Origin of the sequence: Streptomyces sp. NBC_01775 (assembly GCF_035917675.1) — a bacterium.
Classification (GTDB): Bacteria; Actinomycetota; Actinomycetes; order Streptomycetales; family Streptomycetaceae; genus Streptomyces.
In genome coordinates, this window is record NZ_CP109104.1 from 8082987 (window position 1) to 8108701 (window position 25715).

Annotated in this window: 19 protein-coding genes and 1 tRNA gene; 7 read left to right on the top strand and 13 right to left on the bottom strand. The window is 72.0% G+C overall.

Translation table 11 applies throughout. From position 1 onward, the window contains the following. Positions 1-42 precede the first annotated feature (42 nt). Entirely contained in the window at positions 43-1428 is a 1386-nt protein-coding gene (locus tag OHB04_RS35680; RefSeq protein ID WP_326691767.1) for an FG-GAP and VCBS repeat-containing protein, read from the top strand. A 9-nt stretch (positions 1429-1437) separates the two neighbouring features. On the opposite strand, the gene OHB04_RS35685 is transcribed toward OHB04_RS35680, so the two are convergent. The 9 genes from OHB04_RS35685 to OHB04_RS35725 form a co-directional block, all read right to left on the bottom strand. After that, positions 1438-1572 (bottom strand): muconolactone Delta-isomerase family protein, encoded by a 135-nt coding sequence (locus OHB04_RS35685; RefSeq protein WP_326691768.1) that lies wholly within the window; start codon positions 1570-1572, stop codon positions 1438-1440. Between the two features lie 132 nt (positions 1573-1704). Next, a complete protein-coding gene (locus OHB04_RS35690; RefSeq protein ID WP_326691769.1) occupies positions 1705-2256 on the bottom strand; it encodes a GNAT family N-acetyltransferase in 552 nt (183 codons plus the stop codon). 609 nt (positions 2257-2865) lie between these two features. Continuing rightward, positions 2866-2988: a hypothetical protein gene (locus tag OHB04_RS35695; protein WP_326691770.1), complete on the bottom strand. Its 123-nt coding sequence runs from the start codon at positions 2986-2988 to the stop codon at positions 2866-2868. A gap of 86 nt (positions 2989-3074) precedes the next feature. Further along, positions 3075-4229, bottom strand: a complete 1155-nt coding sequence (locus OHB04_RS35700; RefSeq protein ID WP_326809079.1) for a thiopeptide-type bacteriocin biosynthesis protein — start codon at positions 4227-4229, stop codon at positions 3075-3077. Continuing rightward, positions 4226-7009, bottom strand: a complete 2784-nt coding sequence (locus OHB04_RS35705) for a lantibiotic dehydratase (protein WP_326809080.1) — start codon at positions 7007-7009, stop codon at positions 4226-4228. The genes OHB04_RS35700 and OHB04_RS35705 overlap by 4 nt, the downstream gene beginning before the upstream one ends. Next, positions 7006-8706 carry a nitroreductase family protein gene (locus OHB04_RS35710; RefSeq protein ID WP_326809081.1) on the bottom strand — a complete coding sequence of 567 codons (1701 nt, stop codon included), beginning with the start codon at positions 8704-8706 and terminating at the stop codon, positions 7006-7008. Before OHB04_RS35710 ends, OHB04_RS35705 begins: the two co-directional genes overlap by 4 nt. Before the next feature lie 9 nt (positions 8707-8715). Then, the gene (locus tag OHB04_RS35715; protein WP_326809082.1) at positions 8716-10707 is read right to left on the bottom strand and encodes a TOMM precursor leader peptide-binding protein; all 1992 of its coding nucleotides are present in this window, start codon (positions 10705-10707) and stop codon (positions 8716-8718) included. Further along, the gene (locus OHB04_RS35720) at positions 10704-12986 is read right to left on the bottom strand and encodes a TOMM precursor leader peptide-binding protein (RefSeq protein ID WP_326809083.1); all 2283 of its coding nucleotides are present in this window, start codon (positions 12984-12986) and stop codon (positions 10704-10706) included. The genes OHB04_RS35715 and OHB04_RS35720 overlap by 4 nt, the downstream gene beginning before the upstream one ends. Positions 12987-13330: 344 nt before the next feature. Then, the gene (locus OHB04_RS35725) at positions 13331-13534 is read right to left on the bottom strand and encodes a hypothetical protein (protein WP_326691777.1); all 204 of its coding nucleotides are present in this window, start codon (positions 13532-13534) and stop codon (positions 13331-13333) included. Positions 13535-13908: 374 nt separating this feature from the next. On the opposite strand from OHB04_RS35725, the gene OHB04_RS35730 reads away from it, so the two are divergent. Continuing rightward, entirely contained in the window at positions 13909-15123 is a 1215-nt protein-coding gene (locus tag OHB04_RS35730; RefSeq protein ID WP_326809084.1) for a DUF6236 family protein, read from the top strand. Between the two features lie 1248 nt (positions 15124-16371). Here OHB04_RS35730 and OHB04_RS35735 read toward each other — a convergent pair. Next, positions 16372-16459, bottom strand: a tRNA-Leu gene (locus tag OHB04_RS35735). Positions 16460-16597: 138 nt separating this feature from the next. On the opposite strand from OHB04_RS35735, the gene OHB04_RS35740 reads away from it, so the two are divergent. From OHB04_RS35740 to OHB04_RS35750, 3 genes are all read left to right on the top strand, one after another. Beyond that, positions 16598-17914, top strand: coding sequence for a M20/M25/M40 family metallo-hydrolase (locus tag OHB04_RS35740; RefSeq protein ID WP_326691779.1), 1317 nt, complete (start codon positions 16598-16600; stop codon positions 17912-17914). A gap of 187 nt (positions 17915-18101) precedes the next feature. Next, positions 18102-18335, top strand: coding sequence for a chaplin ChpH (gene chpH / locus OHB04_RS35745; RefSeq protein WP_326691780.1), 234 nt, complete (start codon positions 18102-18104; stop codon positions 18333-18335). A 169-nt stretch (positions 18336-18504) separates the two neighbouring features. Next, on the top strand, positions 18505-19407 hold the full coding sequence (locus OHB04_RS35750; RefSeq protein WP_326691781.1) for a chaplin: 903 nt from the start codon (positions 18505-18507) through the stop codon (positions 19405-19407). A 230-nt stretch (positions 19408-19637) separates the two neighbouring features. Here OHB04_RS35750 and OHB04_RS35755 read toward each other — a convergent pair whose 3' ends face one another. Next, positions 19638-19826, bottom strand: coding sequence for a DUF5703 family protein (locus OHB04_RS35755; protein WP_326691782.1), 189 nt, complete (start codon positions 19824-19826; stop codon positions 19638-19640). Between the two features lie 47 nt (positions 19827-19873). Between OHB04_RS35755 and OHB04_RS35760 the strand changes: the two genes are divergently transcribed. Beyond that, positions 19874-20740 carry a hypothetical protein gene (locus tag OHB04_RS35760; protein ID WP_326809085.1) on the top strand — a complete coding sequence of 289 codons (867 nt, stop codon included), beginning with the start codon at positions 19874-19876 and terminating at the stop codon, positions 20738-20740. A gap of 493 nt (positions 20741-21233) precedes the next feature. Here the strand turns inward: OHB04_RS35760 and OHB04_RS35765 are convergent, their stop codons facing one another. Both OHB04_RS35765 and OHB04_RS35770 read right to left on the bottom strand, forming a co-directional pair. Further along, entirely contained in the window at positions 21234-23357 is a 2124-nt protein-coding gene (locus OHB04_RS35765; RefSeq protein ID WP_326809086.1) for a helix-hairpin-helix domain-containing protein, read from the bottom strand. Next, positions 23354-24382 (bottom strand): aldo/keto reductase, encoded by a 1029-nt coding sequence (locus tag OHB04_RS35770; RefSeq protein WP_326691785.1) that lies wholly within the window; start codon positions 24380-24382, stop codon positions 23354-23356. Before OHB04_RS35770 ends, OHB04_RS35765 begins: the two co-directional genes overlap by 4 nt. Before the next feature lie 85 nt (positions 24383-24467). Between OHB04_RS35770 and OHB04_RS35775 the strand changes: the two genes are divergently transcribed. Beyond that, the gene (locus tag OHB04_RS35775) at positions 24468-25517 is read left to right on the top strand and encodes an LLM class F420-dependent oxidoreductase (protein WP_326693073.1); all 1050 of its coding nucleotides are present in this window, start codon (positions 24468-24470) and stop codon (positions 25515-25517) included. The last annotated feature ends 198 nt before the right edge of the window (positions 25518-25715 follow it).

The following is a 25715-nucleotide window of genomic DNA, read 5'->3' on the forward strand; positions in this document are numbered from 1 at the left end:
TCCACTCACTCCAAGGCGCCCCAGCGTCCCACCAGCGCTTCTTTGCACGATGACTTCAACGGGGACGGCTATGCCGACCTGGTCACCGCCACGCCCGGCGCCACCGTGGCCGGCCGGGCGGCAGCGGGCAACGTCGTTGTGCAGTACGGCTCCGCCGACGGCATCAGCCCGTCCCGGTCCACCACCGTCGTACAGGGCGCGGACGGTGTGCCCGACTCGCCCGAGGCCGGTGACCGCTTCGGCGCCGACTTCAGCAGCGGAGACCTCGACGGCGACGGCTTCGACGACCTGGTCGTCACCGCCGATCACGAGAAGGCCGACGAAGGCACCGGCCGCATCGGCGCGGTCACCGTCGTGTGGGGCGGCTCGAAGGGCCTCACCGACGGAGGCACCTCGGTCACCAGCGACAAGGACGACGAGAACTTCGCCGCGGATGTGGCCGTGGCCGACATCGACGGGGACAAGGGCCAGAACCTTGTCGTGCTCAACGGGCAGCGCATGCTGACGTACGCCGACGGCTTCTCCCGCGACAAGCCGTCCCGCGCCACCGGAGTCACCGACGGCTTCGGCGACGTCTCGGGAGGCAGCCTGGTCACCGGGGACTTCACCGGCTCGGGCAGCAGCGACATCGTCGTCTCCGGAGCGTCGGACGCGGAGGCGGGCATGATGTCCGGGGTCAACGTCTACAGCGGCGGCCCCGACGGCGTCACCCTCAAGCGCGAAATCTCCGAGGGCGATGTGCCCGTGTCCGACGGCGGCGCCTCCGGTGACCTCAACAAGGACGGCCGCGAAGACCTGGTCCTGGGCGGAGGCATCGACTGCTGCTCCGACGACCTGGAGAACCCGTCCGAAGGCGCCGGCCAGATAGCCGTCTTCTACGGTACGAAGGACGGCCTCGGCACCGGCCCCGAGATCATCCACCCGGGCACCCCCGGGGTCCCCGGCGAGATCGGGGTCCCGGACGCGTTCGGCGCATCCGTCTCGGTTGGTGACGTGACGGGCGACGGACACGACGACGTGGTGGTCGGCAGTCCCGGCAAGAAGGCCGGCGGTGCCGCGTCGAGCGGTTCCGTCGTCCTCCTCAAGGGCAGCGCCAAAGGTCTGACCGGGAAGGGCGCTGTGGGCCTGAGCCAAGACACCGCGGGTGTCCCGGGAGTTGGCGAGAAGGATGACCGGTTCGGTTCCGCCGTCCGTGTCACCGACATCGACGGCGACGGCAGGTCGGACGTGGCCGTCAGCGCGAAGGGCGAGGACGTCACCGCCGGCGCCGAGCACGACGGCGCGGTGTGGGCGCTGCGCGGCGCAGCCGACGGGATGACGACCAAGGGCGTCTCGTCCTTCAGCGCCCCGAAGTTCGGCTTCACCTTCACCGACGCGAAGTTCGGCTCGGTCCTGGGCTACGGAACCAGCCCCGGCGATTTCGAGTAACTGATCGTTTCAGATCGGGCGGGTGGCCGGCGGGGTGCCGTCGATGTCGGCGCAGGACCGGATGGGCAGGCTGTTCAGCGCCTCCTCCAGGGCGTCTGCGTCGGCGACGCTCCAGGTGCCGATGTTGGCGCGCTTGCCAGCCACCCGCCCGCGCCCTGGAACAGCTCACGGCCCGCGGTCCGGCCCGTCAGGCCCTCGGACGCCTCCTGCCGGCAGGCAGGGTCCACGTTGTGGCCTGCGGCCAACGCAAGATCGTTGGTCTTCACACACCGGTGATCAGCGCTGGCCGCGGTCTTCCCGCGGCCGGTCCCCGGGCAAGATCGCGCTGTATGGCTGGAGCACCAGGTCGCGCTGATACCAGGTGCCCTGCTTACCGCCGATGTGGGCCGGGTCGGCGGGGCCGACGGGGACGAACCCGGCTTTGGTCAGCACCTGTTGGGACGCGACATTCTGGCGGGCCGTGGCCGCTCGCAAGGTGCGCAGCCCGTGCTGGGCCGCCGCCAGTCGGCACACTTCCCGGACGGTCGCGGTCGCCACGCCGCGGCCGGCGACGTGCTCGGCGACCCGGTAGCCGAGCTCCGCGGTCTGGTCCTCGATGTCGACCAGGTTGAACCTGCCGAGTACCGAGCCGTCCTCGGCGACGAGCACGTAGAAGGCGCAGATGCCCGCCTCCTGCTCAGCCAGCAAGGCGTTGTACCTGTCGGTGAACTGGGCGAAGAAGTCGTCGCCGCGGTCGGGGACCGAGGCAGCGAAGTAGGCGCGATTCGCCAACTCGAAGGCCAAGACCGCCGGGGCGTGGCCAACATGCAGCCGCTTCAGCTCGGGCATTGCCCAACCTTACCCAGGCGGTACGCCGAGGCCACCTGGTTTCCACTGACTACGGCCTCTCCCGGAAGTACGGCTTGGCGCAGATGGCCTGCCGGACGTCGGCGAATGGTTGCCCCGGCCCGTCATCGCTGGTGATCGCTCCCCTTGTTGGAGGGTTGCTGGTCCGGTTTGACGCCCGTCTGCTGAATCCGGGGGAGCCCGCGACGCCTGTGGCGGCTACCGCTGCCCGTAGTGGGGCGCTGCGGGGGTGTGCGTCGGGCCGTGCGGCGCCGGCGGCCGGTCGGGGCCGTGGCGTCGTCGGCGGCGCCGGGTGTGCGTCACGTCCACAGCGCGACCGCGCCAGGGCGGTCCACCTCGCGCAGGACGTACGCCGTGTCGGCGCCCGTGCTGCGCGAGTGGCGCGTCAACCTCCGTAATCGGGTCCGCGCCCGCGGCGAGCACGTCTTCGTCCGGACGAAGGCCGGACATAGCAGACCGAAAACTGTCTTGCACTGCGCCGGCTCACGATGGATTCGGCGCCGTGAGTGCGCGGGCGGGCACGGCCACGGGTTGGGGGCCGGGCGCTCTTCCGTCAGCTTTGGGCCGGGGAGAGCGCCGCGGCGAGGGAGGTCAGTTAGCGCACTGGCGGCTGGGGCTGATTACCGTGCAGCTGGCAACCACCTGCGGCAGCTCCTCGATCTCCTCGACCTCGAAGATCTCGGCTTCCAGCGTCTCCAGCTCATCAACGAGCATGTGCAACAACTCCTTCTTGAGTCACACGAGTTACGTGATCGACCGCCATTCTGGGGACCCAGTTTGAGCCAGGTCAAGCGCCTCTCTCAGGTCGCCGAAATCCCTCTCTCGGTGGCACCTTGAACACGCTCGGTCAGGGCCCGGTGCAGCACGTAGACGAGGTAGTCCTCGTTGCCCAGGGTCACCCCGAGCCGGTTGCACATCATGTGGGTGAACCCGGCCAGCAGCGCCCTCCGCGCCTGCTGTGGCCCCACTGGCCGGGCCGCTCCCGTGCCGTCGATGGGAAAGGCCAACTCACCGCGCTCCGCCGCCTCGTCGATGCGGGCGCGCAGTTCGGCGCCGTGCTCGGCCCAGCGGCGGAGGAACCCGGTGAGGAGTTCGGGCCGCCCGCCGAGCACCCCCGCGTGCAGCGCCTCCACCTTGTCGCCCAGTGGGCCGGCCATCCGCCGGTACGCGGCGTCGTAGGTGTCGTGGCGCTCCTGGAACTGCGCCTCCCAGTCGGCCATGCGGCCCGCGAGGAAGGCGAGCGCACGATCCGTGTCCTCCAGCAGCGAGAGGGCGAGGGTGGCCATCAACTGCGCGGCGGTGCCGAGCCGTCCGCTGCCCGTCCGGATGCCGGGGGAGGCCAGCAGGCCGAGGACCAGGTCGCTGGAGTGCTCCGCGTGCCACTCGGCGATCGCGACTCCCGCCGAACCGCCGTAGCGCTCCAGCTCAGGCTCGTAACCGAGGTAGGCGAGCGAGTTGTCGGGGCGGCGCGGCATCCGTGTGGTGCCGGGACCGTAGCGCGCGTTCCACTGAGCCTCGGAGAACTCCAGGAGGAAGTGCTCGCGGTACTGCGCGTCGCTCGGCTGGACCGCCGGATCGGTGGACGAGGGGCAGCGGCGCAGATAGGCACCGACCTCCTCCTCGACGATGCTGGTGAGGGCGGGTACGGCCGTGAGGGACACGGGCCGGATCCGCAGCCGTACATGTGTGCCTTCCAGCCAGTACCGCAGAAAGTAGCAGCCGTCGGCCAGCCCTTCGCCGCGCAGCCGCGCGAACAGCGGGCGGACGCAGTCGGACAACAGCGAGTCGCGGTCAGCGCTGTAGTAGACGTGCGCGGACAGCCATTCACCCAGCCTCAGTTCGGCGGGTGACCGGTCGTCGGCGTTGAGCGGTGTGGCGGCCTCGGGGTGAGGCTCGGTGTGGGCAGCGCCGTCCGGGCGCTCGGCCGCGTGTCGTGCCGGGGCGGTCTCGGTCACCGTGGGACGTCCTTCCGGAGTGCGGGGGCAGTGGCAGGGGCGGTGCTGTGCGGGGTGGCGGGCGCCGCGTCCAGTTCCACGCATACTTCCGAGACGTACGCCGCGTCGCCCGCGCGCAGCGGCGCCTCGGTGATGTCGGGCAGCAGCTCGGTGAAGACCACCTCCGCCGCCCCGCGCAGCCGGTGGTCGAGCAGGGCGAGGGACAGGGGGCTGTCCGCGTCCACCGGCTGCGGCTTGTCGTCGGTGTCCGCACGGGCCATCAACCGCGTCGGCAGCCCGGCCGCTTGCCACCAGCGGCGCCGGGCCAGGAAGCCGCGCGAGGTCTCCACCGAGGGCTGTGCGTCCGGCAGTTCGGCCCGCTCGAAGCGCCAGGAGCGGCGCGCCAGCACCAGCGGTCCGCTGCGCAGGCGCGGGCGGCGGTCGGGCAAGGCGGTTCGGTCCAGGCACCTCCACAGGGTGGCGACCGGCATGGACACCGGGGAGAGCGCCAGCAGCGTGCGCTGGATACGGGGCATCGCCGTGAACACCAGGCAGCCGAGCCACAGCGGAACCACCCGATTGCCCAGGCTCGCCGAGCGCAGTTGCAGCTCCCCGCTCTCCTCGTCGTCGACCAGGGTCAGGTCCGTGACGGGGATGCGCGCGGACGCCGGCCCGTGCGCGGCTTCGGCGGGGCCGATCAGCCGGTACGGCGCCACGGCGGGGCGCAGCGCGAGGTTGGAGGTGTCGTAGCCACCGCTCAGCTCCGCGAAGACGGCGCCGGGCGGCAACAGCCGCTCGTGCCGCGCGCGCAGCGCCTCGGTCAGCGTGTGTGCGGTCTGTGGCTGGGGCTCGAAGGAGTGGGCAAAGCGGGCGAGTGGCTGCCCGAACCCCGAGTAGGCCCAGTTGAGTACCGCGAGCGGTGCCGCGTCCCGCTGGGTGGGCTGGACCCACTGGAGGTAGTACGAGTGGCTCCGGGGCAGGGCCGCTGGGCTGTCGGGCAGCAGCGCCGCTGCCCGGTCCACGACGCTGCCGGGCAGGACGAGTTCGGAGGCGTCGGCGGGCTGGGTGTCGAGTGCGGCGCGCAGGGAGCGGGCGAACTCCTCGTGGGCCGCACTCAACGCCGCGATCTGCGGGTCCGCGAGGGGGTTGGGGCGCGGCTCGTACGTCCCGTCAGCCGCGAGTGTGCCCAGCCGGGCGCTGGTGTCGGCCAGCCAACGGCTACACGTGCGGTACAGGTCGTGCGCGAAGCCCGGCACGTCGTCACAGCTCCCGCCGGGCCCGTAGCGAGACCGGAAGTGCGCACGGGCCAGCAGCCGGTCGCCGAGCAGCGGATCGAACGCGGGCAGCAGCCGGGTGAACTGCCGCAGCGCGGGCAGCGGCCCGTCCTCCCACGCCGCGCGCGAGGCCGTGCCGGACGCGGCGAGCACGGCGTCCTCGTACACCACCGTACGGGGCACCACCGGGTCCACGCGGCTGAGTCGACGCTGCGCGTCTGCGGTCACGGCGCGGAGCTCGGCCGTGCGGCGGGACCGCTCCTCGGGTGGTGAGAGGGGGAAGCCGTCGGTGAGGGACCGGAGGCGGTCGAGGTCGTCGGCGAGCCGGGCCGGCGCACCGGACGCTTCGCCGGGCGGTGCGCCGAGGGCGCGCAGCCGGGACGCCAGCGCCGCCACGGGGTCCGGGTGATGGATGTCGAGGGCGAGTACGGGGGTGACCAGCACTCCCAGCTCCACCAGCTTGCCCAGAAAGCGGTCGAGGACATCGGGGGGCCTGCGCTCGGGGTCGGCGCTGTGGAGGGTCGCGGCGAGTTGGGGGAGGGTGAGTCCGTCGCCGGGGGCGGCGTCGAGGAGCCGCAGCGTCTCGTTGACGACCGGGCCTTCCGGGACCCGGCACGGCTCCTCCCGCAGAAATCCCGGTGCGCCGATGGCGATGCCGGGGTCGACTCTCCGGTAGCGGCGGCGAATGTAGCTGATGCGCCCGTCCTCGCGGCGCCACCCGCCGACCGCGCGGAACGGCAGCGCGGCACGCGTGACCGGGTCGCCGAGCGCCGCGTCCGCGATCTCGTGGACGGCGGTGAGGTTGGGACGGGCCCGCAGCAACGGCCGTATGTCCTCGGCGCCCGACGGCAGGCTGAGCTCCAGGGCCGGACCCGACTCGCTGAAGCGGCCGTGGGCGAGGGAGGTGAAGGTGCTGAAGGGGCTCGTCTTCAGCGCCGCCCGGTAGGCGTACGAGACGAGTGAGCGCTCCGCCTTCCGCTCGCGCTTGTCCTTGGGGGCCGTGGGGCCGTCCGCCGCCAGGTACCCGGGCAGGGCGGCGTCGAGGGAGGGTGAGGCCGCCTGGATACCGGCGCGGAGAACGGGGTCGCGGGCGAGGCCGCGCAGGTGGGAGCGGGCTGCGGCGAGTTCGGTGGCGAGGATCGCCTCGGCCGTGGCGAGCTCGTCGTCGTAGTGACGGCGCAGGGAGAGCCAGCGGGTGACGCAGGGCGGCAGCGACTCGGCAGCCCACTCGGCCTGGGGCGACGGGGTACGGGCGTTGTGGATGTCGCGGCGCAGCGCGAGCAGGCGGCGCCGGACGGCGGACTCCCCGGTCCGGGCGACGGTTTCGGCGAGGGCGTCCTCCGCCTCGGTCGCCAGCGCCGCCAACTCGCCCTCCAGCTCCAGTGCATGCCGCGCCCATGCGGCGGTGTCGCGGGTTCGCAGTGGGGTGAGGGCTTCGATCGGTAGCCCGGCGACGCGGAGGACGAAGTCGGGGGCGAGCGTGAACTCTTCGGAGTGGGATTCGGGGTGGGGAAGGGCGTCGGTCATGGGCGCTGGGTCCGGTCCGTGGCAGGGCTGGGGGTGAGGGGGGCGTCGAAACGGGGGCGGTCGGGGCGCTCGTGGCCCGCCATGAGGAGGAGCAGCGGCCAGGTGTCGGAGCCGACAGCCGGGCCGAGAGCCGCGTGGACGGCCTCGTAGTCGAAGCCGAGCGCCGCACCACAGCCGGTACCGAGGGCAGCGGCAGCGAGGTAGACCGCCTGCGCGACCGCGCCCACCTCGGCGTTGATCAGCCGGTAGCCGCGCGGCCCCGCAGCCCTCACGACGGCGTGCGGGCGGGCCAGTACGAACAGGGCCGCGGAGGCCTGTTCGAGGTTGTAGTTGTTGAGCGTGTAGACCCGCTGGAGGAACGGGTGCGGGGCGGGTCCGGGCACCGGGACGAGGGTGTGCGCCGCGGAGTCGTAGAGGTGGAGCCCGGCCGGCACCCCTGCCACGTGCTGTACGAAGACGGCCAGCCGGGTCAGCGGGGGCGCGGTGGACTCGCGGGGTTCCGCACCTGTCCGCAGGTTTCGCCCGGCCGCGGCTGCTTCCAGCAGTGCGGACAAGTCCTCGGCGGCGAGCGGCCGGTGTGCGGAGAATCGGCCGAAGCTGCTGCGCCGGGCGGTGAGGGCCTCGGTGACGCCGACGGCGAGCGGGGTGGCTGCCGGCAGCGGGACGGCGGAGCTCGCGGACGGATCGGCCGGGGCGGACTTCTCCGCGGCGCCCTCGGCGAGCGCCCCGGGTGCGGGGGAGGGCCCCGTGTCGTGCGCCGCCGCGAGATGGGCGGCCTCGGCCGCGGGGAACCGCCGGACGGTACGGGACCGTTCGGCCAAAGGCGTGGCGACGGGTGGGGTGCGGCTGCCGGAGATCGCGGGCCTGATGTCCTGATCGGCGGCTGCCTTCCCGAGGTCCCCCCAGGGCAGCGGCACCACGGCCAGGACACTCTCGGTGGCGGGGTCCAGGCCCAGCAGCCGGTCCAGCTCCGGCTCGTCGTACCACAGGCGCGGTCGGAGCTCGATCCCACCGGCCGCCGCCCAGGTCTGCCAGGTCCGCAGCAGGCAGCCGAGGTCCATGGTGACGCAGTGGTAGCTGAACTCCCCGTACTTGAAGGCGTTCTGCCAGAACCGGGCGGTGACGAGGAGGAACTGCTGTCCCGCTGCCGGGCCGCTGCCCAGCGCGTCGCGTACGCGAGGCGAGACGTCGCCCGCGGCGATGCGGCGGAGGGAGTGCGCGGGCTGGTCGTAGTGGTACACGCCCGGCAGGGGCCCCACCTCCGGGCCGCACACCCAGTAGAACTCGTACGGGTACAGGCCGCCGCCCGCCGCGCTGCCTCGCGCCCACACCGCTTGTGCGTACGCCTCCTGGCCGCCCTGACCCGGGTTGGCGGTGACCTGGAGCCGACGGGAGAGCCAGCCGTAGGAGTACCGGAGCATGCCGGCGAGGAGCGGCAAGGTGAAGGCCGCGCCCTGGCCCGGGTGCTGGGCGAGCAGGGCCTCTCCCAGCGGTGGTGGAGGCTCCGGCGCTGCGTCGGGGAGCGGGAAGCCCGGCACCCCGCGGTAGATCTTGTGGTCCCGGGGCTGGTCCTGCCAGTCCGGCTCGAAGGGCTCGGTCTCCATCGGTACCGAGGCCCGCCGCAGCACCGCGTCCAGGTAGCGGATGACGGTCTCGACAGGGTCCGCCGCCCTGTCAGGCTCCGCGCTCTCGGGCACCTGTCCCCCTCACATGAACGGGTGCGGAGCCGGGTTGAGCTCCGCGGCCGTCAGATCGTCAGCACGCAGCCCGGCGCTCCGCAGCGCGGTGCGGGCGCGGGCCATACCGGGCGCGCGGTGCCCCGCGCCGAAGTCGATCGGCAGCAGGCCGGGCACCAGCACCCGCACCACGCTCGCTCCGACCGCCTGTTGTTCCGGCCCCGTCTGGTCGACGACGACCGTGTCGAAACCACGCGCGGCGAGCAGATCACGGCAGTGGCGTACGGCGGCGGACAGATCACCGGCGGGTGGTACGCCTTCGCCGCGATCGTCCCGCGCGGGGCCCGCACCGCGTTCGTCGTCGGAGAGGGTCTCGGCCGGCGGACGTGCCCGGTCTTCGTCACCGAGGAGGAACGCGGCGTGCCGCGTCATCTCGGGGAGGCCGTACAGCGCGGCGTGGTCGCCGAGTTCGCGCACCAGGTCGAAGTCCCGCGCCATGGCGCGCAGCCGTTCCAGGTCCTGGACGGTGCGTTCGGCGAAGCCGGACAGAGAGCTGGCGACCTCGCGTACAGCCGACTCCGCGGCCCGCTCCGGGTCGAACGCGGCGGCGGAGGACAGGCACAGCGCTCCGGGCCCGCCGTCCTCGCGGGTCGCGACGGCGGTCACGACGGGGACGGGCAGATCGATCCGGTTGTCGAAGAGCCGGAGCCGGTAGCCGCCGCGCCGTATCCGCTCGGCGAGGGAGCGCAGCGAAGGGGACCGGCAGCTCTCCACCGCGATCTGAGGCAACCGGGCCCGCCCCAGCCAGGCCACCAGGAACGCGTCCCGCTCCACCACCTCCAGCAGCCCGTGCAGCACCGCCTCTTCGACGCAGGAGCCGCCCGCACACCCGCTGGAGCTCTGGACCGCGAAGAACGGGCCAGGACCGGCCAGCCGGTAGTGGACCAACTGCTCGGGTACCAGCACCGGCCGCTCGTCACGCAGCGACCAGCCCCACACCCACGGCAGGACGAGTTCCTCGTCGTACGGTACGAAGTGCGAGGGCGCTCCCTCGAAGAACGCCGCGTGGGGGAGCCCGCACTCGCGCGGATCCACGGAAGGGTGCCGCAGCCGGGACCGGGCGGCGCGGATGTGTACGTCGCCGTCGCGCAGTCCCGCCAGCCGCTCCAGCCCCTCGCACAGGGCCAGGGCCGTGCTGTCCCGGTAGGTGTCGGCGTGCCCGCTCCAGTGGACGTCCGAGGGGCTGGGTGCGCCGCGGACCGCGAACCGGCCGGTCGCGGGAGCGGTGTTGGCCGCCTCCCGGTCCGGTCGTACGCCGGTGCCGAGCGCGCCGCACACGGGGTTGGCGAGGGCGTCGGCGGCCCACTCCGGCACGGCCTCCGCGGGGCTCAGCAAGCGGGAGGAACCGGGTCGTGGGACGAGGCCGGGCCGCAGTGGGACAGGGTCACTTGCGAGGGCGGCCGGGGGAGCGGCCTGTTCCGCCCCGCACCAGGGACACGCGGGGTCGGCCAGCAGCCGTGCACGCTCCACCCCGAGGGTGTCCAACGCCAGCCGGTACACGGTGCCCGTGCGGGGGACAGGCGGCTCCCGGTGCCTGGTGGTGAGCGCTGACGTCGCCAGGTGAGCGAGCATGTCCAGGGCGAAGGGGGTCAGATACGGGTTCGGGGCAGCCGCGTGGAGGGGCGCGGCCGGTCCGCGCTCCAGGGCGTCACGCTCCACGGCGGGGCGCAGCGTCTGCCAGCGGGTGGCCACGCAGTGGAAGCACGGGCGTCCCGGGTCCGGCCGCGGCGGGCCGAAGGGCCCGAGGAGCGCGTACCTGCCGTGCAGCTGTACGGGAACGAGAGTGGCCCCCGGTGAGGGGGCGGGCGGCTCTTTCGGGGCTGCGTAGGCGTCGGCCACGCCCAGCAGCCGTACGTGGACGGACCACGACTCCGCGAGGCCCGCAGCGTGCAGACGGGACGTCAAGGCTTCCTCGACGCGAAGCCGGTCGATCTCCGGCAGCTCCTCGGTCGTGGCCCTCACGCCGGTGCCTCCCGGGGCTTACGCAGCAGCACCCGTACGGTCTCCAGACCACCCGCGCGCAGGTCCGGCGGCGTCGTCACCACGACGAGCACCTCCCTGTCCGGCATGGTCCCCAGCCGCTCATGACCACGCGGGCCCGGCCCCATCTCTTCGGTGCCGGACAGCACGGCAGGCGGCACGGATTCGACGGCCGTCGCTCGCAGGGCTCCGGCGTCGAGTCCGGGCACCAAGGGGTCACCGAGATCCACGGTCCGGTCGTGGCACCCCAGTTGCAGCACACCGAGCAGATCGCGAAGGGCGTGGACGGCGGCCTCGGTGCGGGTGGAGCCGTGGCCCAGCGCTTCGGCGGTCCTGTCGGAGGCCTGGTGGGAGGCGAGCGCGGCCACGGCGTGCGCGGGTGCCGCACCGGGGAGTTCGAGGAGGGTGACCCGCTGGTCGAGGTGCGCGAGCGAACGGAGCAGGAAGGCGCAGTCCCCGTCCGCAGGCGTGTCCACCGACAGCTCCCGTGCGGCGGCCTTCCCGCGCAGCGCGGCCACGACGCCCTCGTATGCGAGGGCCGACAGCAGTCCGGCCCGCGCGGCGGCGTCGACGGTGGCGCCCGCTCCGGCACCGGCGCTGCCCGGTTCGAAGCGGCGGTCACGGTTGAGGGCACCGCCGGGGTGAACAGCTGCCGCCGGGACGGCGACGGTCCGCCCGTGTGCGGCGACGGTCCGCCCGTGTGCGGGAAGGATCTGCTCCGTGGGATCCCACACCCAGGCGCGCAGCCACGGCGCCTGCCCGGGGCGGCCGTCCGGCCCGGCGGGTTCCGCGGTACCGCTCCAGTTGCTCAACTCGACGCCGGATACGCGCTCGTGGGCCGTGTCCGGGACGTATGGGGAAGCGCTCCGCGGCATGCCGTGCGCGTGCAGCAGCGCCTCGTACACCAGCGCGGCGGAGTTGCGGGCTGCCGCCCGGGCGTCGGTCTGGGTGTCGAGGGCGAAGGCGGTGACGGCCCGGGGGGACACGTCGGACGGGCCGGGCGCCGCGACTTCTACGGTGGCGGCGCGCAGGGGTGACTGCGGGAGCTCGTCATCGGCGTAGCGCCGGAAGACCCCGGCGTGCGACCCGAACAGCACTCCCTCTTCCGCTGGGCGGGATCCGGCCGGTGCTCGCGGAACAGTTCGCTCGCCCCTGGCCGGTGCCCGCGGCGGTTCGCCACACGCGCCGCAATCGGGATGCGCGAGCAAGGTCTCTCGCGAGGTCTCCCAGGTCGTGCGGTCCTGGATGACGAGGGCACCCGCGCTCTCCGCGGGCAGGGCGCCCGTGCGGTGCCGGAAGACGTCAAAGGCGAGGGTCGTACCGAGCATGCGCCCGAGCTGCGCGTCGGGCCTGTCGGAGGGCCGCCCGGTGTGCACGGCCCGCAGGAGTGCCGCGGCGGCCGTCGGCTCCAGATTGGCGGCGAGCCGCAGCACGGCACACTGCCAGCAGCCCCCGGGGAGGCCCTCGGCGGCTCCTTCGCCGTGACCGGCGCCGCGCATCAGCGGCCCGAGCACCAGCGGCCCGAGCACCGCCGCGCCGTCCAGTGACGTCAGCGGCAGCAGCGCGGGTCCGCCGTCGAGCGCCGCGCGGTTGCGGCGGAGGAGTTCTCCGTGCCCCGTACCGCACGCCACGACCAGGTCCACGTCGTTGTCGGCGTCATCGGGGCCCTTCTCCCCGACAGCGCGCATTACCACATCGGCATCGCAACCGGCGGCCCGCAAATCTTGCTGCTCCAGCAGAAGTTGGCGCGGCGCTTCCTCGTAAGCCCCGGTGAGGGTGACTGCCCGCAGTCCGTTGCGCAGGAGGGTCACGGCGCAGCTCTCGGCGGCCTCGCCGCCGCCCACGATCAGCACCCGGGTGTCGCGGAAGCGGGCGAAGGAGGTGGCCGCTGGGCCGCCGAGCTGGTGGTCAAGGTAGGCGAGCTGGTCACGGAAGCGCGCCAGGACGGCCTCGGGCAGCGGCGAACTCCCCTCCCGCGCCCCTGAACCGTCGGGACGTACGTCACGCACCGCCCCGCGCTCCAGCAGCGTACGCACGATCCCGATGACGGCGTCCTCGCGCTCCTTCGGTAGTCCGTCACACAGTTCAGCGACTGTGTGGGCCCCGGTCAGATGCGGCGCGAGACGGCACATCCACGGGTAGGCGGTACGCCCCTTGAGCACGAACTGGCCTTCGGGGTACTGGAAGAGGACTCCGCCATCGGTCGCTGTGAACAGCGCGTCCGCCCGCAGCCTGGGGCGTACGTCGTGGGTGGGTTCCACGTGGCGGCTCCGGTGTTCTGCTGCGCGCTCCGGACCGCTCCGGACCGGCGCACACGTTGATCGCGTGGATGGTGCTCAGGGACGGTACCCGGTCATCCGGCACGGTGTCAGCGGAGATCGAAAAGCTATTCGTGCGGGATCACGGAAGACAGGACGGACCTCGACGAACACCACCCGCGCGACGGGACCCGCCGCCGGCGATGAGGGCGACGCGGAGTCGAAGTCGACAGTGATGTGTTGGGCCAGTCCACGCTCGGTCCTGGCAGCGAGGTCGGATCTGTCCTGGCTGCGGCGCTCCTGGCTGCCCAGTTCAACATGCGGAAGCTCCGGCAGGGATGAGGACTTCACCACCAGGTGCCGGTGCCGTCGAGGTTGATGCCATTCTCCGAGGCGATCAACGTGATGCGACGATCCGACCAGTACAGATACTGGTCGAACGGAACACGCGAACGGCGCATGAACTTGGCTCCCACCAACTGGCCGGCAGGCAGCCCGAAAGGTCGTGGTCGGCCCACGTTGCGACACTGGTGTTCATCCTGGCCGTCCACGTTTCCATGACGCACCCCGAACCATCGGAGCTACTCACTGGCAGCACCGGCTTCAATGCTCTGACCTCCGCCACCGCAGCAGGCCGGGTTGCCGGGAGGCCCTGGGACCGCTCGCATCCTGGTCCCCCCGAGGGCGAGGAAACAGCCTGAGACCGGTAGCGATCGAGATTTCCGGGCAGTGAGTGCTCCCGCGTTGAGGAGCAGGTGAGCCTTGCCGGTGCGGAGGAGAAACTTGCCCAACTCGACCGGCGCCCCGCCAGGCGCAGCGTCATTGACCTTCCAATTCCCGCGATCACCAGCCGTCCATCACAGAACAGATGGAAGATGGGCGCCCTCCCTTGGCATACTTTTTGCCCCACCTGGATGGAGTAGCGGTGCCGTCGATCGCCCTGTACTACCCGTGGATGCACTTTCAGGACGACAACTGGTTGAAGCTTGCCCTACTGACCTGGGGCCGGATCGTCCGGATGCGCCCCGGGACAGTGGAAGACCGGGATCGAGAGATCGTCCGACAGCTCCGTGCCGAGACTGACTTCATTGTGGAGGCAGCACCAAGTCCGACGGTGTTGACGACGGTTGCGGAGAAGTTCACCGAGATCATTGATGCCGACCCCGATCGTATCGTCGAGCGATACGGTCTCAGGCATTCGTTTCGCGAAGAGCTCGACCCGAGTCCCCATGATTTGCGGTACTCAACCGATTGGCTTGGCTACGAACCTCCCATTCCCCAAGGGACGTGGGATATGGTGCGCAGCGTCTACATGTTGCGGATGCACACTGGCGGTAACGACTCAAAAATGGCAACGGTCCTGAGCGAAAAGCTCGTCGGTATGGGCCTTGCGGAACCGTCCGGTGGTCCGTGGGTGGGAATGCACCCAAAACTGGGCTCAATCTACCTCGCCGTGCTCACCGACGTTATGGCACGCAGTGAAATGCTCTCCCCGGTCACCGACGACCTGCGCATGCACAATGCCGTAGGCGCACTCGACCAGTTGACCAACCTGCTTCTCGATGATCACACCCCCCGTGCCCCGGCCGTCCAACATGCCGAGAGCGCGTACATGCACGTGGCCCTGCGGACCGTGATCGAGCCGGAAACGCTGGCCGAGGTGCCCGTAGCCAAGCTCATCCGGTTCCGCGAAGCCCACGGGGATGAACTGGCCGCCTTCCACGAGCACGTCGCGAGTCTGACCACAGAGCTGCAGGCCATCGCCGAGGTGGAGAATCTTGAGGTGGCATCGGCTCACCTCAAGTCGTTGTACGAGAGCAAGACAAGACCGCAGCTCAATGAACTGCGCAGAGCGTTGCGAGCACAGGGCGTCGAGTCGTCAGCGGGAACACTGGTCCAGAAGGTAGACCTCAACGCCGCTGCTGGGACCCTTCTGGGCAGTGTCGCCGCGGCAGGAGGACAACTCGCGGTGGCCGGTGCCGCAGTTGCCGTAACGCTCGTGCCATACATCGCCGGCAAGGTCGAGGCTCGACGCCAACAGGTGGGGGATTCGCCCGTGGCCTACCTGCTGGCCGCCGATCGCGAACTCTCCGGGCGCACACTCCTTGGCGCACTACAGCGTCGCACCGGCAGACAGTAGACCGAACCCTCCAAGCGTCCCCAACTGACGTCTTCCTCGTTCTGTGTCCCCTCCACCTGCGCGAGCGCGAAGGTGAGGTCTTGCAGCACGATGCACGGGACCTAATCGCTGAAGCGGAGGGCCCAGGCTGGCGCGTCGGGGGACTCACTACCCCACAGGTGTCAGGTTTCCGCGGCGAGCGCATCAAACTCGGCATCGCCCTTACCGCCGGGAGCGCGCCAGTGCCGTCGAGTCCGTCGAAGTCCGTCGATGGCGATGGTCCAGCCGGTGTCGGCGAGGGGGCGGGTCGCCCGGTTGATGGTCGTCTCGGTATCGGGGGCGGGGCCCACTCCTTCGACTGGGAGGCCGGCCAGGAGGGTTTCGATGATCTCGAACGGGGTGTTGGCGGTGGCGTGCCGTAGGCGCTGGCCGACAAGGGGCTCGTAGACCGCGAAGTCCAGGCGGTGTCGCGCGGGTCTGCCTCGTGAGTGGACTCTGCCCGCAGGACCATCGACTCGTGTTGGGCGACGGTGGTGTCGTCCCGAGTGCGGTGCTTTTCCCACTCGCTTCTCCTGCTGAAGAGCCCTTGGGGCAGAGCTTCGTGGTCTTCCGGGCCGGCAGCGTAGGCGGGGACCGTGCGGGTGGTCGGCTGTGCGGGTTCGGACGGCGGGTCTGCGCTGTGTGCCGGAGTGTCGGGATGGAGGGCGGCGTGCACGGCCTTCTCGACATCGGTGGCGGGCGCGGGGCCTGGGCGTACAGCGTCGCCGTAGAGGCCGTAGAGGCCGTAGAACGCCTCCAGCATCCCCGGCGGAGGAGACGGTGGTTTGTGATCCGTCGGAGATGATCCTCGCCGCGCAGGTGGACGCTGCTGCCGCCCAGGTAGCTGCCGATGGCGACGGTGGTCCCGCCGTCGCTGGCGTGCGGGTGGATGACCAGATCGCCCGCGGCGATGTCGTGTCGTCGTGGATCTTCTGGGCCGGTTCGGAGAACTGGCACCGTTCCGCGTCGCTCTCTTCACGTAGGGCGGGAGCGATCTCGACGCCCACGAGAACCCCGTCGAGGTCTCCGCCAATGCCCGGCACCACTCGCCGGGCTACACGATGACGAGGTACGGAGGCGCCGCAAGGAGGGGGTCGTGAAGCTGGCTGCGTCCAGTGCGAGCCGGATCAAGCTCTCCGGCCTTACCTGAGCAAGATCATCCCCGTTGGTCACGTGGTCGGTCATGCGACGGAGAGAAAGAAAAACCCCCTGGTAAACAGGGGGTCAAGCTGGTGTCGGGAGGGGGACTTGAACCCCCACGCCCTGTAAAGGGCACTAGCACCTCAAGCTAGCGCGTCTGCCATTCCGCCACCCCGACCGGGTGTGTCGACCAGGCTCGTGCGGCCTGGCGACGGGTTAAACCTTAGCACTGGATCCGGAGTGCGATCACCCTGCTCTTGGGGTGGGGAGACGGGAGCGGGAGGATGGGCGGGTACCTGCGAAACGAGGAGGCAGCGTGAGTGCCGAGAGCGCCGGGACCGCCGAGGGCGAGGTCGTCGACCTGTGCCGCGATCTGATCCGGATCGACACCAGTAACTACGGCAACAACGAGGGGCCCGGGGAGCGGGCCGCCGCTGAGTACGTCGCGGAGAAGCTCGCCGAGGTGGGGCTGGAGCCGCAGATCATCGAGTCCCGGCCCGGCCGCGCCTCGACCGTGGCGCGGATCACGGGGGAGGACCCGTCCCGTCCGGCGCTGCTCATTCACGGGCACACGGACGTGGTGCCCGCGAACGCGGACGACTGGACCCATCACCCCTTCTCCGGCGAGATCGCCGACGGCTGCGTGTGGGGCCGGGGCGCCGTCGACATGAAGGACATGGACGCCATGACGCTGGCGGTAGTACGTGACCGGCTGCGTACGGGCCGTAAGCCGCCTCGCGACATCGTGCTCGCCTTCCTCGCGGACGAGGAGGCCGGCGGGGTGTACGGGGCCCGGCACCTGGTCGACAACCACGCCGACCTGTTCGAGGGGGTCACCGAGGCGATCGGCGAGGTGGGCGGGTTCTCCTTCACCGTCAACGACGACCTGCGGCTGTACCTGATCGAGACCGCCCAAAAGGGCATGCACTGGATGCGGCTCACCGTGGACGGCACCGCCGGGCACGGCTCGATGACCAACAACGACAACGCCATCACCGAGCTGTGCGAGGCCGTGGGGCGGCTGGGCCGTCACAAGTTCCCCGTCCGGGTGACCAAGACCGTGCGCTCTTTCCTGGACGAGCTGTCCGACGCGCTCGGGATCGAGCTGGACCCCGAGGACATGGAGTCGACCCTCGCCCGGCTCGGTGGCATCGCGAAGATCATCGGGGCGACGCTCCAGAACACCGCGGCGCCCACCCAGCTCGGCGCCGGCTACAAGGTCAACGTCATCCCCGGCCAGGCCACGGCCCATGTGGACGGCCGGTTCCTGCCCGGTCACGAGGAGGAGTTCCTCGCCGATCTCGACCGTGTGCTGGGCCCGCGCGTGCGCCGCGAGGACGTCCACGCCGACAAGGCGGTGGAGACCAGCTTCGACGGCGCGCTGGTCGAGGCCATGCAGTCCTCGCTGCGGGCCGAGGACCCGGTCGCACGGGCCGTGCCGTACATGCTCTCCGGGGGTACGGACGCGAAGTCGTTCGACGATCTCGGAATCCGCTGCTTCGGCTTCGCGCCGCTCAAGCTGCCCCCGGAGCTGGACTTCGCGGGCATGTTCCACGGGGTGGATGAGCGGGTGCCGGTCGACGGACTTCAGTTCGGTGTCCGGGTCCTCGACCGATTCCTCGATCAGGCGTGACGCGACGGATCGTGCGGGGTTCCCGCTGTTTTCCGTGATTTCTGAAACGCAGCTTCACGATTCGTCTGGATGTGCGCGTGTGACTGAGAAGGGTGAATGATTCCATAAGCTCGTAGCTCGATTCCTCCATCCTCGTTACATGGGATGCGGTCCTCGGCTGGGACCGTATTGCCAACGAGGAGGAATAATGATCAAGAAGGTCGTCGCTGCTGCGGCTGTCACCGGTGGTCTCGTACTGGCCGGTGCGGGTATGGCCGTTGCCGACTCCGGCGCTCAGGGTGCCGCTGTGAACTCGCCGGGTGTCGTCTCCGGCAACACGGTCCAGGCCCCGATCCACGTGCCGGTGAACGCCTGCGGCAACACCATCTCCGTCATCGGGCTGCTGAACCCCGCCTTCGGCAACACCTGCGTCAACAAGTGACGTTGAGCCTCATTCGACTCGTTCGATGAGTATCTGAACCCGAGCGGCCCCGGAGCGCGTGCCATGCGCTCCGGGGTCGTCGGGTCTTGAGGGGGCGGGACGGCGCGCGTGGGCGCGCCTCCCTCTGGCCGGTTCGTCAGAAGATCACAAGGCAGGGGAAGACAACAGAATGCGCCAGGGCACCAGGAAGGGCCTGATCACCATCGTCGCGGCAGGCGGCGTACTCGCGATGTCGGGTGGGACGGCGTTCGCGGACTCGAACGCTCAGGGCAGCAGCGGGAATTCGCCGGGGGTGCTCTCCGGCAACACTTTCCAAGCACCGGTCGATGTGACCGTCAACATCTGCGGGAACACCGCGAGCGCCGTCGGTCTGCTCAATCCCGCGTCCGGCGCCTCCTGCGGCAACAGCGGTCCGGGCGCCGGGACCTCGCACGAGGGCGGCGGGCACAGTCCTCAGGGCGGGCACAGTGCCCGTGCGGACGGCGCCTCGCACGGCTCACCGGGCGTCGGCTCGGGCAACGACGTACAGGTCCCGGTCGACATCCCGGTGAACGTCTGCGGCGACAGCGTCAATGTCGTCGGTATCGGCAACGGGGTGCAGGGCAACGGCTGCGAGGCTCCCTCGGCCGGGGAGCCGGACGGCCCGGGGCACCCGGAAGAGCCGGGACGGCCCGGGGAGCCGGAGAACCCCGGAGACCCGGGCGATCCGGGAGACCCGGGTGGGCCCGGTGAGCCGGGTGACCCCGGCTCACCCTCTGAGCCGCCCGGGGACGGCACGCCCTCGCATCCGGGTGGGCCGGAACAGCCGGGTACACCGGGACAGGAGCCCGGGCAGCCGGGCACCGACGGCGTCATCCACGCGGGCTCCCAGCCCGAGGCCGGACCGGTCAGCGCGTCGTCCGTGCCGGTGGCCGACTCCAGGCGGCCGGGCAGCGGACAGGAGGCCCCTGGGGGCGAGCTGGCGCAGACGGGGGGCGGCTCCCCGCTCGGGGTCGTGGCGCCGCTGAGCGCCGGGATGATCCTCGGCGGCTATGTGCTGTACCGGCGCTCGCGCGCGGCCGTACGCCCTTGAGTGAGCTGGTCACCCGCGCCTGAGTGACTGGCTGCTCCTGAACGGTTGGCCGTCCCCGTGCGACTGGCGGGGGCTGAGCGGCCGGTCGCCGTTGCGCGAGCCGGTCGCCGTTGAGCCGGCCGGGCGGGGCGCCCGAGCGGGCGTCCGGCGTACCGCGGACGTCGGCGCGCGGCAGGCAGCAGAGGGAGCGGGGCCCGTGTCCGGTTGCGGGGCCCGCTCCCTTCGCGCTGTTACCAGGTGGGGCGCAGCTGGCGGATGATGCGGCGGCGCAGCCGCACCCGGCGGCTGCCGTCGGGGTACAGCCGCATCCTCGCCAGCTCCCAGTGCCCGTACTCGGCATGTTCGGTCAGGAGTTGGGTCGCCGTCCTGCGGGAGACCCCCCGCGGGACATACACATCGCGAAATTCGTATTCCGGCATCTCATCTATTGTGCGGGCAGTGCCCGTCTGCGGATAGCGTCTGCACTATGTCTGATGCTGCGCAGCCCACCGCTGCCGACGTACGCGCCGCCGCCGAGGCAGTCAAAGCCGCGCTCGACCGGCACCTGGAGGCCGTCGAGCGGCGGGCGGGGGCGTCACGGGCGCCCGCCCCGGCGGCCTCCGGTGCGGGCGAGGGCGCCGGAGAACGGGCCGCCGAGCTGGACGCCGCTGTCTACGCGGCCTTCGACGAGCTGGCCGCCGCCGGGGAGACCTACGACGAGCTGCTCTACGAGCTCTACGACGAGGTCACCCCCTTCGAGATCCCGGGGAGCGATTCGCTGCCCGCGTACGCGGGCCCCGAGGTGCCCAGTGCGCTGAGCGTGCTGATCCGGCGGGACTACATCATCGCCGAGCCACAGCGGCTGCTGGGCCAGGCCGAGCGCGTCACGGAGCTGGATCCGGAGTCGGCGGAGGACGACGGCGTCGAGGGCGTCACGGCGGGCAGTAGCGTGCACGCCGCGCTGGGCGTGCTGTTCGGGGAGTACGAGCCCGACGAGATCGCCACCCGGCACAAGGAGTTCGGGCTGGACGAGGGGGACTCCACCCTCTGGGTCTGCGCGACGGACGAGCCCAGCGAGCCCGGCGAATGGCTGGCGGCGCCCTTCGAGCAGGCCGACCCGCAGCAGGTGATCTGCCGCTTCGACGTCAGCTCCGTCTTCGACGACGACGAGGAACTTCTCCTGGTCGACGACGACACCGACGAGACCGAGGACGAGCCGGACGAAGCCGACGACGAGGACCTGGACGACGAGGCGGACCAGGGCGACAGCGAGGACGAGGACGAGGGCGCCCACGGCCAGGCCGGCGGTGCCGAGGGCGGAATCGGCGGAGTGCGCGGGGCCCGCGTCCGCTAGTGCCGTGACCGGCAGTGTTTGCCCGGAAGGAGCGTCGTCGTGGGGCACCGCCCGCGCGAGCGGGGCCGAGCGTGGGGGAGCGTGCGATCGCAAGGCGGCCGGAAGCCCTTGATCGGGGTCTCCCCTGCTCTGGGGGCACCTCCCGGCCGAAGGCCGGGGGAGAAGTTGAGAGCTTGGGGAAGGAGCTACCAGGGCTTTTGGCCAACGCGGCTGGGGGCACCCCCTGCTCGGAGAGCTTGGGGGAGTGCGTGCCGGGCGGCGCGACGGGGCAAAGCTTGCCGGGAGGGGCACCAGGCCCCGTCGTCACATTCCCGTCTGCCCCGCGACGTCATGCACGCACTGACGCCGCGGGGCCGCCTCCGGGCGACGAGGCGAATGTGACGACAGGACCTGGCTGTAGCGGGCTGGAGCGGTGACCCGGGAGGGTGAGGGCGTCAAGGCGCCTTCGCCCGGCCCCGCTTCGAACGGGTGCCGGGGTCCGGCCCCGCCTCGCTCACTCCACGCTTTCGGCTTCCCCCTCGCTCTCGCCCTCACCGGCCGCGCTCGTGTCCGCGACCGGAACCGCGCTCGCCGCGGCGGCTGCCGCCGCCTTCGCGGACTCCGTGAGCAGGGTGCGCAGCCGTGTCACCCGGTCCTGGGCCGTGCCCGAGGCGACGGCGTGGGGCAGTGCGTCGCCCGCGCCGTGCACGACCGACAAGTGGCGGGCGCCGCGGCCGAAGGCGGTGTAAACCCACTCCCGCGTCAGCGCGCCTCCTACGTCGCCCGGCAGCACCACGACGGCGGCCGGCCAGCGGGTGCCCGCCGCCTGGTGCGCCGTCACGGCCCACCCGTGGCGCACGGTGTCGGCGACCCTGTCCGGGGGCACCGTGACGGTCCGCCCGGCGCAGGCCAGATGGAGGCCTGTGTCGTCGGCCGAGGCGACGGTGCCCATTCGGGTGCGGCCCGGGGCGGGGGAGTGGGCCACCCTGTCGCCGGGATCGAAGCCGCCGAAGCGGCCCGGGCCCGGGTTGAGCCGCTCCTTGAGTGCGGCGTTGAGCGCGCGGGTGCCCGCGGCGCCGCCGTGGCCCACGGTGATGACCTGGGTGTCTTCCGAGGGGACGCCGATCGCGCGGGGCACCGAGTCGGCCACGAGCTGCACCGTGCGGTGCACGGCCTCGCCCGGATCGGCGACGGGCACGATCACGACTTCCTTGCCGGGCGCCTCGACCTGGTTCAACTCGCCGACGCCGATGCCGGAGACCAGCTCGCCCACCGGCCCGGGGTCCGGCGTGCGAGAGGCGACCTGGGGGCAGAAGCGGGCCGCCAGCAGGTCCTTGAACAGCTGACCGGGGCCTGCGGCCCCGAGCACGGCCGGATCTCCGCTGAGCACCAACCGGGCCCCGTCCGGCAGGGATTCGAGCAGCGCGGCGGCCGTCTCGGCGTCGAGCTGCGGGGCGTCGCACACGGCGAGGAGGTCGACAGCCAGCGCGCCGTCCTCGTCCCGCCCCGGGCCTTCGGCCCCCGCCAGGACCCCCGCGACGGTGGCGGCGGGCAGCTGGGCGTCGGGTGCGGCTTCCCCGAGCTGCTCGCCGAGGAAGCGGGTCAGCCGGTCGCGGCCGTCGTCGGTATGGGCCAGGACCCAGGCACGCAGCCCCAGCCGGTGCGCCGCCGCCACCAGTGCTGCGGGCTCCGCTCGCGCCGCCTCACCACCCGTATGGGCGACCAGGCCGTGCCCGGACGCGGCGTGGATCAGCTCCCGGGCGGAGGGGGAAGGGGCGGCCGAAGCGGCAGCGGCCCACTCGGCGGGGGAGACCCGCACGGGCGCGGCCCCGGCATCGTCCCCGCTCCCCTCTCCGTCCCCGCCTTCGGCAGCGTCCGTCTCCCGCGCCGCGCCGGTCTCCCGCGCCTCCGAAGCGGTGAAGGTGCTGGTGATACGGGCGAGGCCGTCGGCCAGGCTCTCCTCGGCCAGCGCGTAGCGGTCCAGGCCCACCAGGAGCGTGACCGGGCGCTCCTCCGCCTCGCTCTCGTCCATGGCGGAGGCGACAGGGCCGCCGTCCAGCGCGTCTTCGAAGACCAGCACGGCGCCCGCGTCGACGGCCTGGCGCACGGCCTCTTCCGGGTCGGGCACGGCGTGCTGCGTCAGGCCCTTGGCCAGCGCCTCCGGCCCCAGGACCGTGTCACCCGCCAGCGCCGCGCGCTCCAGCAGCCAGACGACCAGCGCCACCGCCCGGCGCTCGTCCCCGGGGCCCGCTTCCTCGCTCAGCAGGGCGCGCGCGAAGCCGTCGGCCTGCTCGGGGCGTACGCCCGTGACGGCGAGCAGCTGCCAGGGGTCGGCCCGCAGCAGCTCGGCGGCGCCCTCGCCGAGCGCCTCGGCCACGCGCGGGCCCAGCGCCTCGGGGGCGCCGCACTCCGTCAGGAGCGCGCGCACCTCGTCCGGGACGGTGACCGGGCCATCGCCGCGTGCCGGGCGGGCCGGTGGCACGGAGCCGGGTGCCGGGCGGCGGGGGGCGGCCCCCTTCGCCTGGGCCGAAGGGCCTGCCGGGCGCGCGGTCTCGGTGAAGAAGGATGCGGCGGGGCGCTCGCCGCTCTCCACCGCGCGGACGGCCGCGAGGAGTTCGGCTGCCTTGTCGTTCGTCACAGCTCGCTCCAGTCATGGTCGGGGTAGCGGTGCACGGGGGCCGAGACGTCGTCCAGCGCCGCGCGGATTTCCTCAGGAAGACTAAGGCCCTCCACTGACAGCGCCGCCGCGAGCTGCTGTGCCGTCCGCGCGCCGACCAGCGGCGCGACCACACCCGGCCGGTCGCGCACCCATGCCAGCGCCACCTGGAGCGGGGGCAGCGCCAGCCCGTCCGCCGCTATCGAGACCGCGTCCACGACGCGCCCGGCCGGCTCGTCCAGATACGGCTCGACGAAGGGCGCCAGCCGCTCGGAGGCCCCTCGCGATCCGGGGGGCGGCGGGCCGGGTTGGCGGTACTTCCCGGTGAGCACGCCCCGGCCCAGCGGGGAGGAGGGCAGCAGACCGATGCCCAGGTCCAGCGCGGCGGGCAGCACCTCGCGCTCTATCCCGCGCTGGAGCAGCGAATACTCCAGCTGCGCGCTCGCCAGCCGGGTGCGGGGGCCGGGCGCCGCGAGCTGCCAGGCCGCGGCCTTGGCGAGCTGCCAGCCGGAGAAGCCGGTCACCCCGGCGTAGCGGGCCCGGCCGCTGGCGACGGCGGTGTCGAGCGCGTGGAGCGTCTCGTCCAGGGGTGTGTACGGGTCAAAGGCGTGCACCTGCCACAGGTCCACGTGGTCGGTGCCGAGCCGCTCCAGCGAGGCGTCCAGCGCGGAGAGGAGATGGCCCCGCGAGCAGTCGATTCTGCGGTCGGGGTCGGGCACGCTGCCCGCCTTGGTGGCGATCACCAGGTCACGGCGCGGTACGAGGTCGTGCATCAGCCGCCCGAGCAGGTATTCGGCCTCCCCGTCGCCGTACACGTCGGCGGTGTCGACGAGGTTGCCGCCCGCTTCCCAGAACGCCTTGAGCTGCCCCGCGGCGTTCTCCTCGTGCTCAAGATGCGCCCCCCGGCCGCCGGAGGCGTGCTCACCGCTGCCCCGCGCCCAGTTGAGAGTGCCCAGACCGATCCGGGATACGCGCAGGCCAGTGCGGCCGAGGTGCCTTCGCTCCATGGGCGTTGAGCGTACTTGCGGCGGGCGCTAGAGTCCGGGGGGTCAGGGACATTACTGATCAGTAAGGGGAGTGGGCGGCATGGGGATGCGACTGGGCATCAACCTCGGCTACTGGGGTGCAGGCATGGACGCCGACAACCTCGCTGTCGCGCAGGAGGCCGACCGGCTCGGCTACGACGTCTGCTGGGCGGCCGAGGCGTACGGTTCCGATGCCGCGACGGTGCTCACCTGGGTCGCGGCACACACCGAGAGCATCGACGTGGCCTCCGGAATCTTCCAGATCCCGGCGCGCGCACCGGCGATGACGGCGATGACGGCCGCGACCCTCGACTCGCTCTCCGGCGGACGCTTCCGCCTGGGCCTGGGCGTTTCGGGGCCGCAGGTGTCCGAGGGCTGGTACGGCGTGAAGTTCGACAAGCCGCTGGCCCGCACCCGCGAGTACGTCGAGATCATCCGCAAGGCGATGTCCCGCGAGCGCCTCAGCCACGAGGGCCGCCACTGGACGCTGCCGCTGCCCGGCGGGCCCGGCAAGCCGATCAAGCTCACCGTCCACCCCGAGCGGGAGGAGATCCCGCTCTACATCGCCGCCATCGGCCCCAAGAACCTCCAGCAGACCGGGGAGATCGCCGACGGGGTGCTGCTGGTCTTCTTCTCGCCCGAGCACGCCGAGGAGACCACCCTCCAGCACCTGCGCGCCGGCCGGGAGAAGGCGGGCAAGCCCCTGGAGGGCTTCGACGTGTGCCCGACCGTGCCGATGGCCGTCGGGGACGACATCGACGCGCTGGCCGACATCTTCCGCCCGTACACCGCCTTGTACGTGGGCGGGATGGGCAGCCGCGACCAGAACTTCTACAACAAGCTCGCGCGGCGCATGGGCTACGAGAAGGAAGCCGCCGAGATCCAGGAGAAGTACCTCTCGGGCGACAAGGAGGGCGCCGCCGCCGCCATCCCGCGCGAGCTGATCGACTCCACCACGCTCATCGGCCCCGTCGAGCGGATCTCGGAGCGGATGAGCGCCTACGCGGACGCCGGGGTGACCACGCTCTCCCTCGCACCCGCCGGCTTCTCGCTCGACGAGCGGCTCGCCGGCCTGCGCGCCGGAGTGGAGGCACTGGAGCGGGCCGGCCTGGCCTGAGCTGCTCCGGCAAGGTCTCCTCGGTTCCGTAAGGCCCTTCGTACGGGAGCGAGGCGCTCCGCAGGCGCCCGCGTGCCCCGGAAGGAGTAAGCGCCGGGACAAGCTTGCGGCCGTGGTGGGGGCTCGGGGGCGACCCCGCCACGGCCGTCACGGAACACAACGCCGCCCGGCCCTGGCGGTTACGCGGGCGGCCTGGAC

What these genes read in the sequence shown, in the direction of transcription:
- OHB04_RS35770 (WP_326691785.1), bottom strand. Translation starts at nt 24,382, where the DNA reads ATGGAGCGAAGGCACCTCGGCCGCACTGGCCTGCGCGTATCCCGGATC.
- OHB04_RS35760 (WP_326809085.1), top strand. Translation starts at nt 19,874, where the DNA reads ATGTCTGATGCTGCGCAGCCCACCGCTGCCGACGTACGCGCCGCCGCC.
- OHB04_RS35690 (WP_326691769.1), bottom strand. Translation starts at nt 2,256, where the DNA reads ATGCCCGAGCTGAAGCGGCTGCATGTTGGCCACGCCCCGGCGGTCTTG.
- OHB04_RS35705 (WP_326809080.1), bottom strand. Translation starts at nt 7,009, where the DNA reads ATGACCGACGCCCTTCCCCACCCCGAATCCCACTCCGAAGAGTTCACG.
- chpH (WP_326691780.1), top strand. Translation starts at nt 18,102, where the DNA reads ATGATCAAGAAGGTCGTCGCTGCTGCGGCTGTCACCGGTGGTCTCGTA.
- OHB04_RS35775 (WP_326693073.1), top strand. Translation starts at nt 24,468, where the DNA reads ATGCGACTGGGCATCAACCTCGGCTACTGGGGTGCAGGCATGGACGCC.
- OHB04_RS35750 (WP_326691781.1), top strand. Translation starts at nt 18,505, where the DNA reads ATGCGCCAGGGCACCAGGAAGGGCCTGATCACCATCGTCGCGGCAGGC.
- OHB04_RS35695 (WP_326691770.1), bottom strand. Translation starts at nt 2,988, where the DNA reads ATGCTCGTTGATGAGCTGGAGACGCTGGAAGCCGAGATCTTCGAGGTC.
- OHB04_RS35755 (WP_326691782.1), bottom strand. Translation starts at nt 19,826, where the DNA reads ATGCCGGAATACGAATTTCGCGATGTGTATGTCCCGCGGGGGGTCTCC.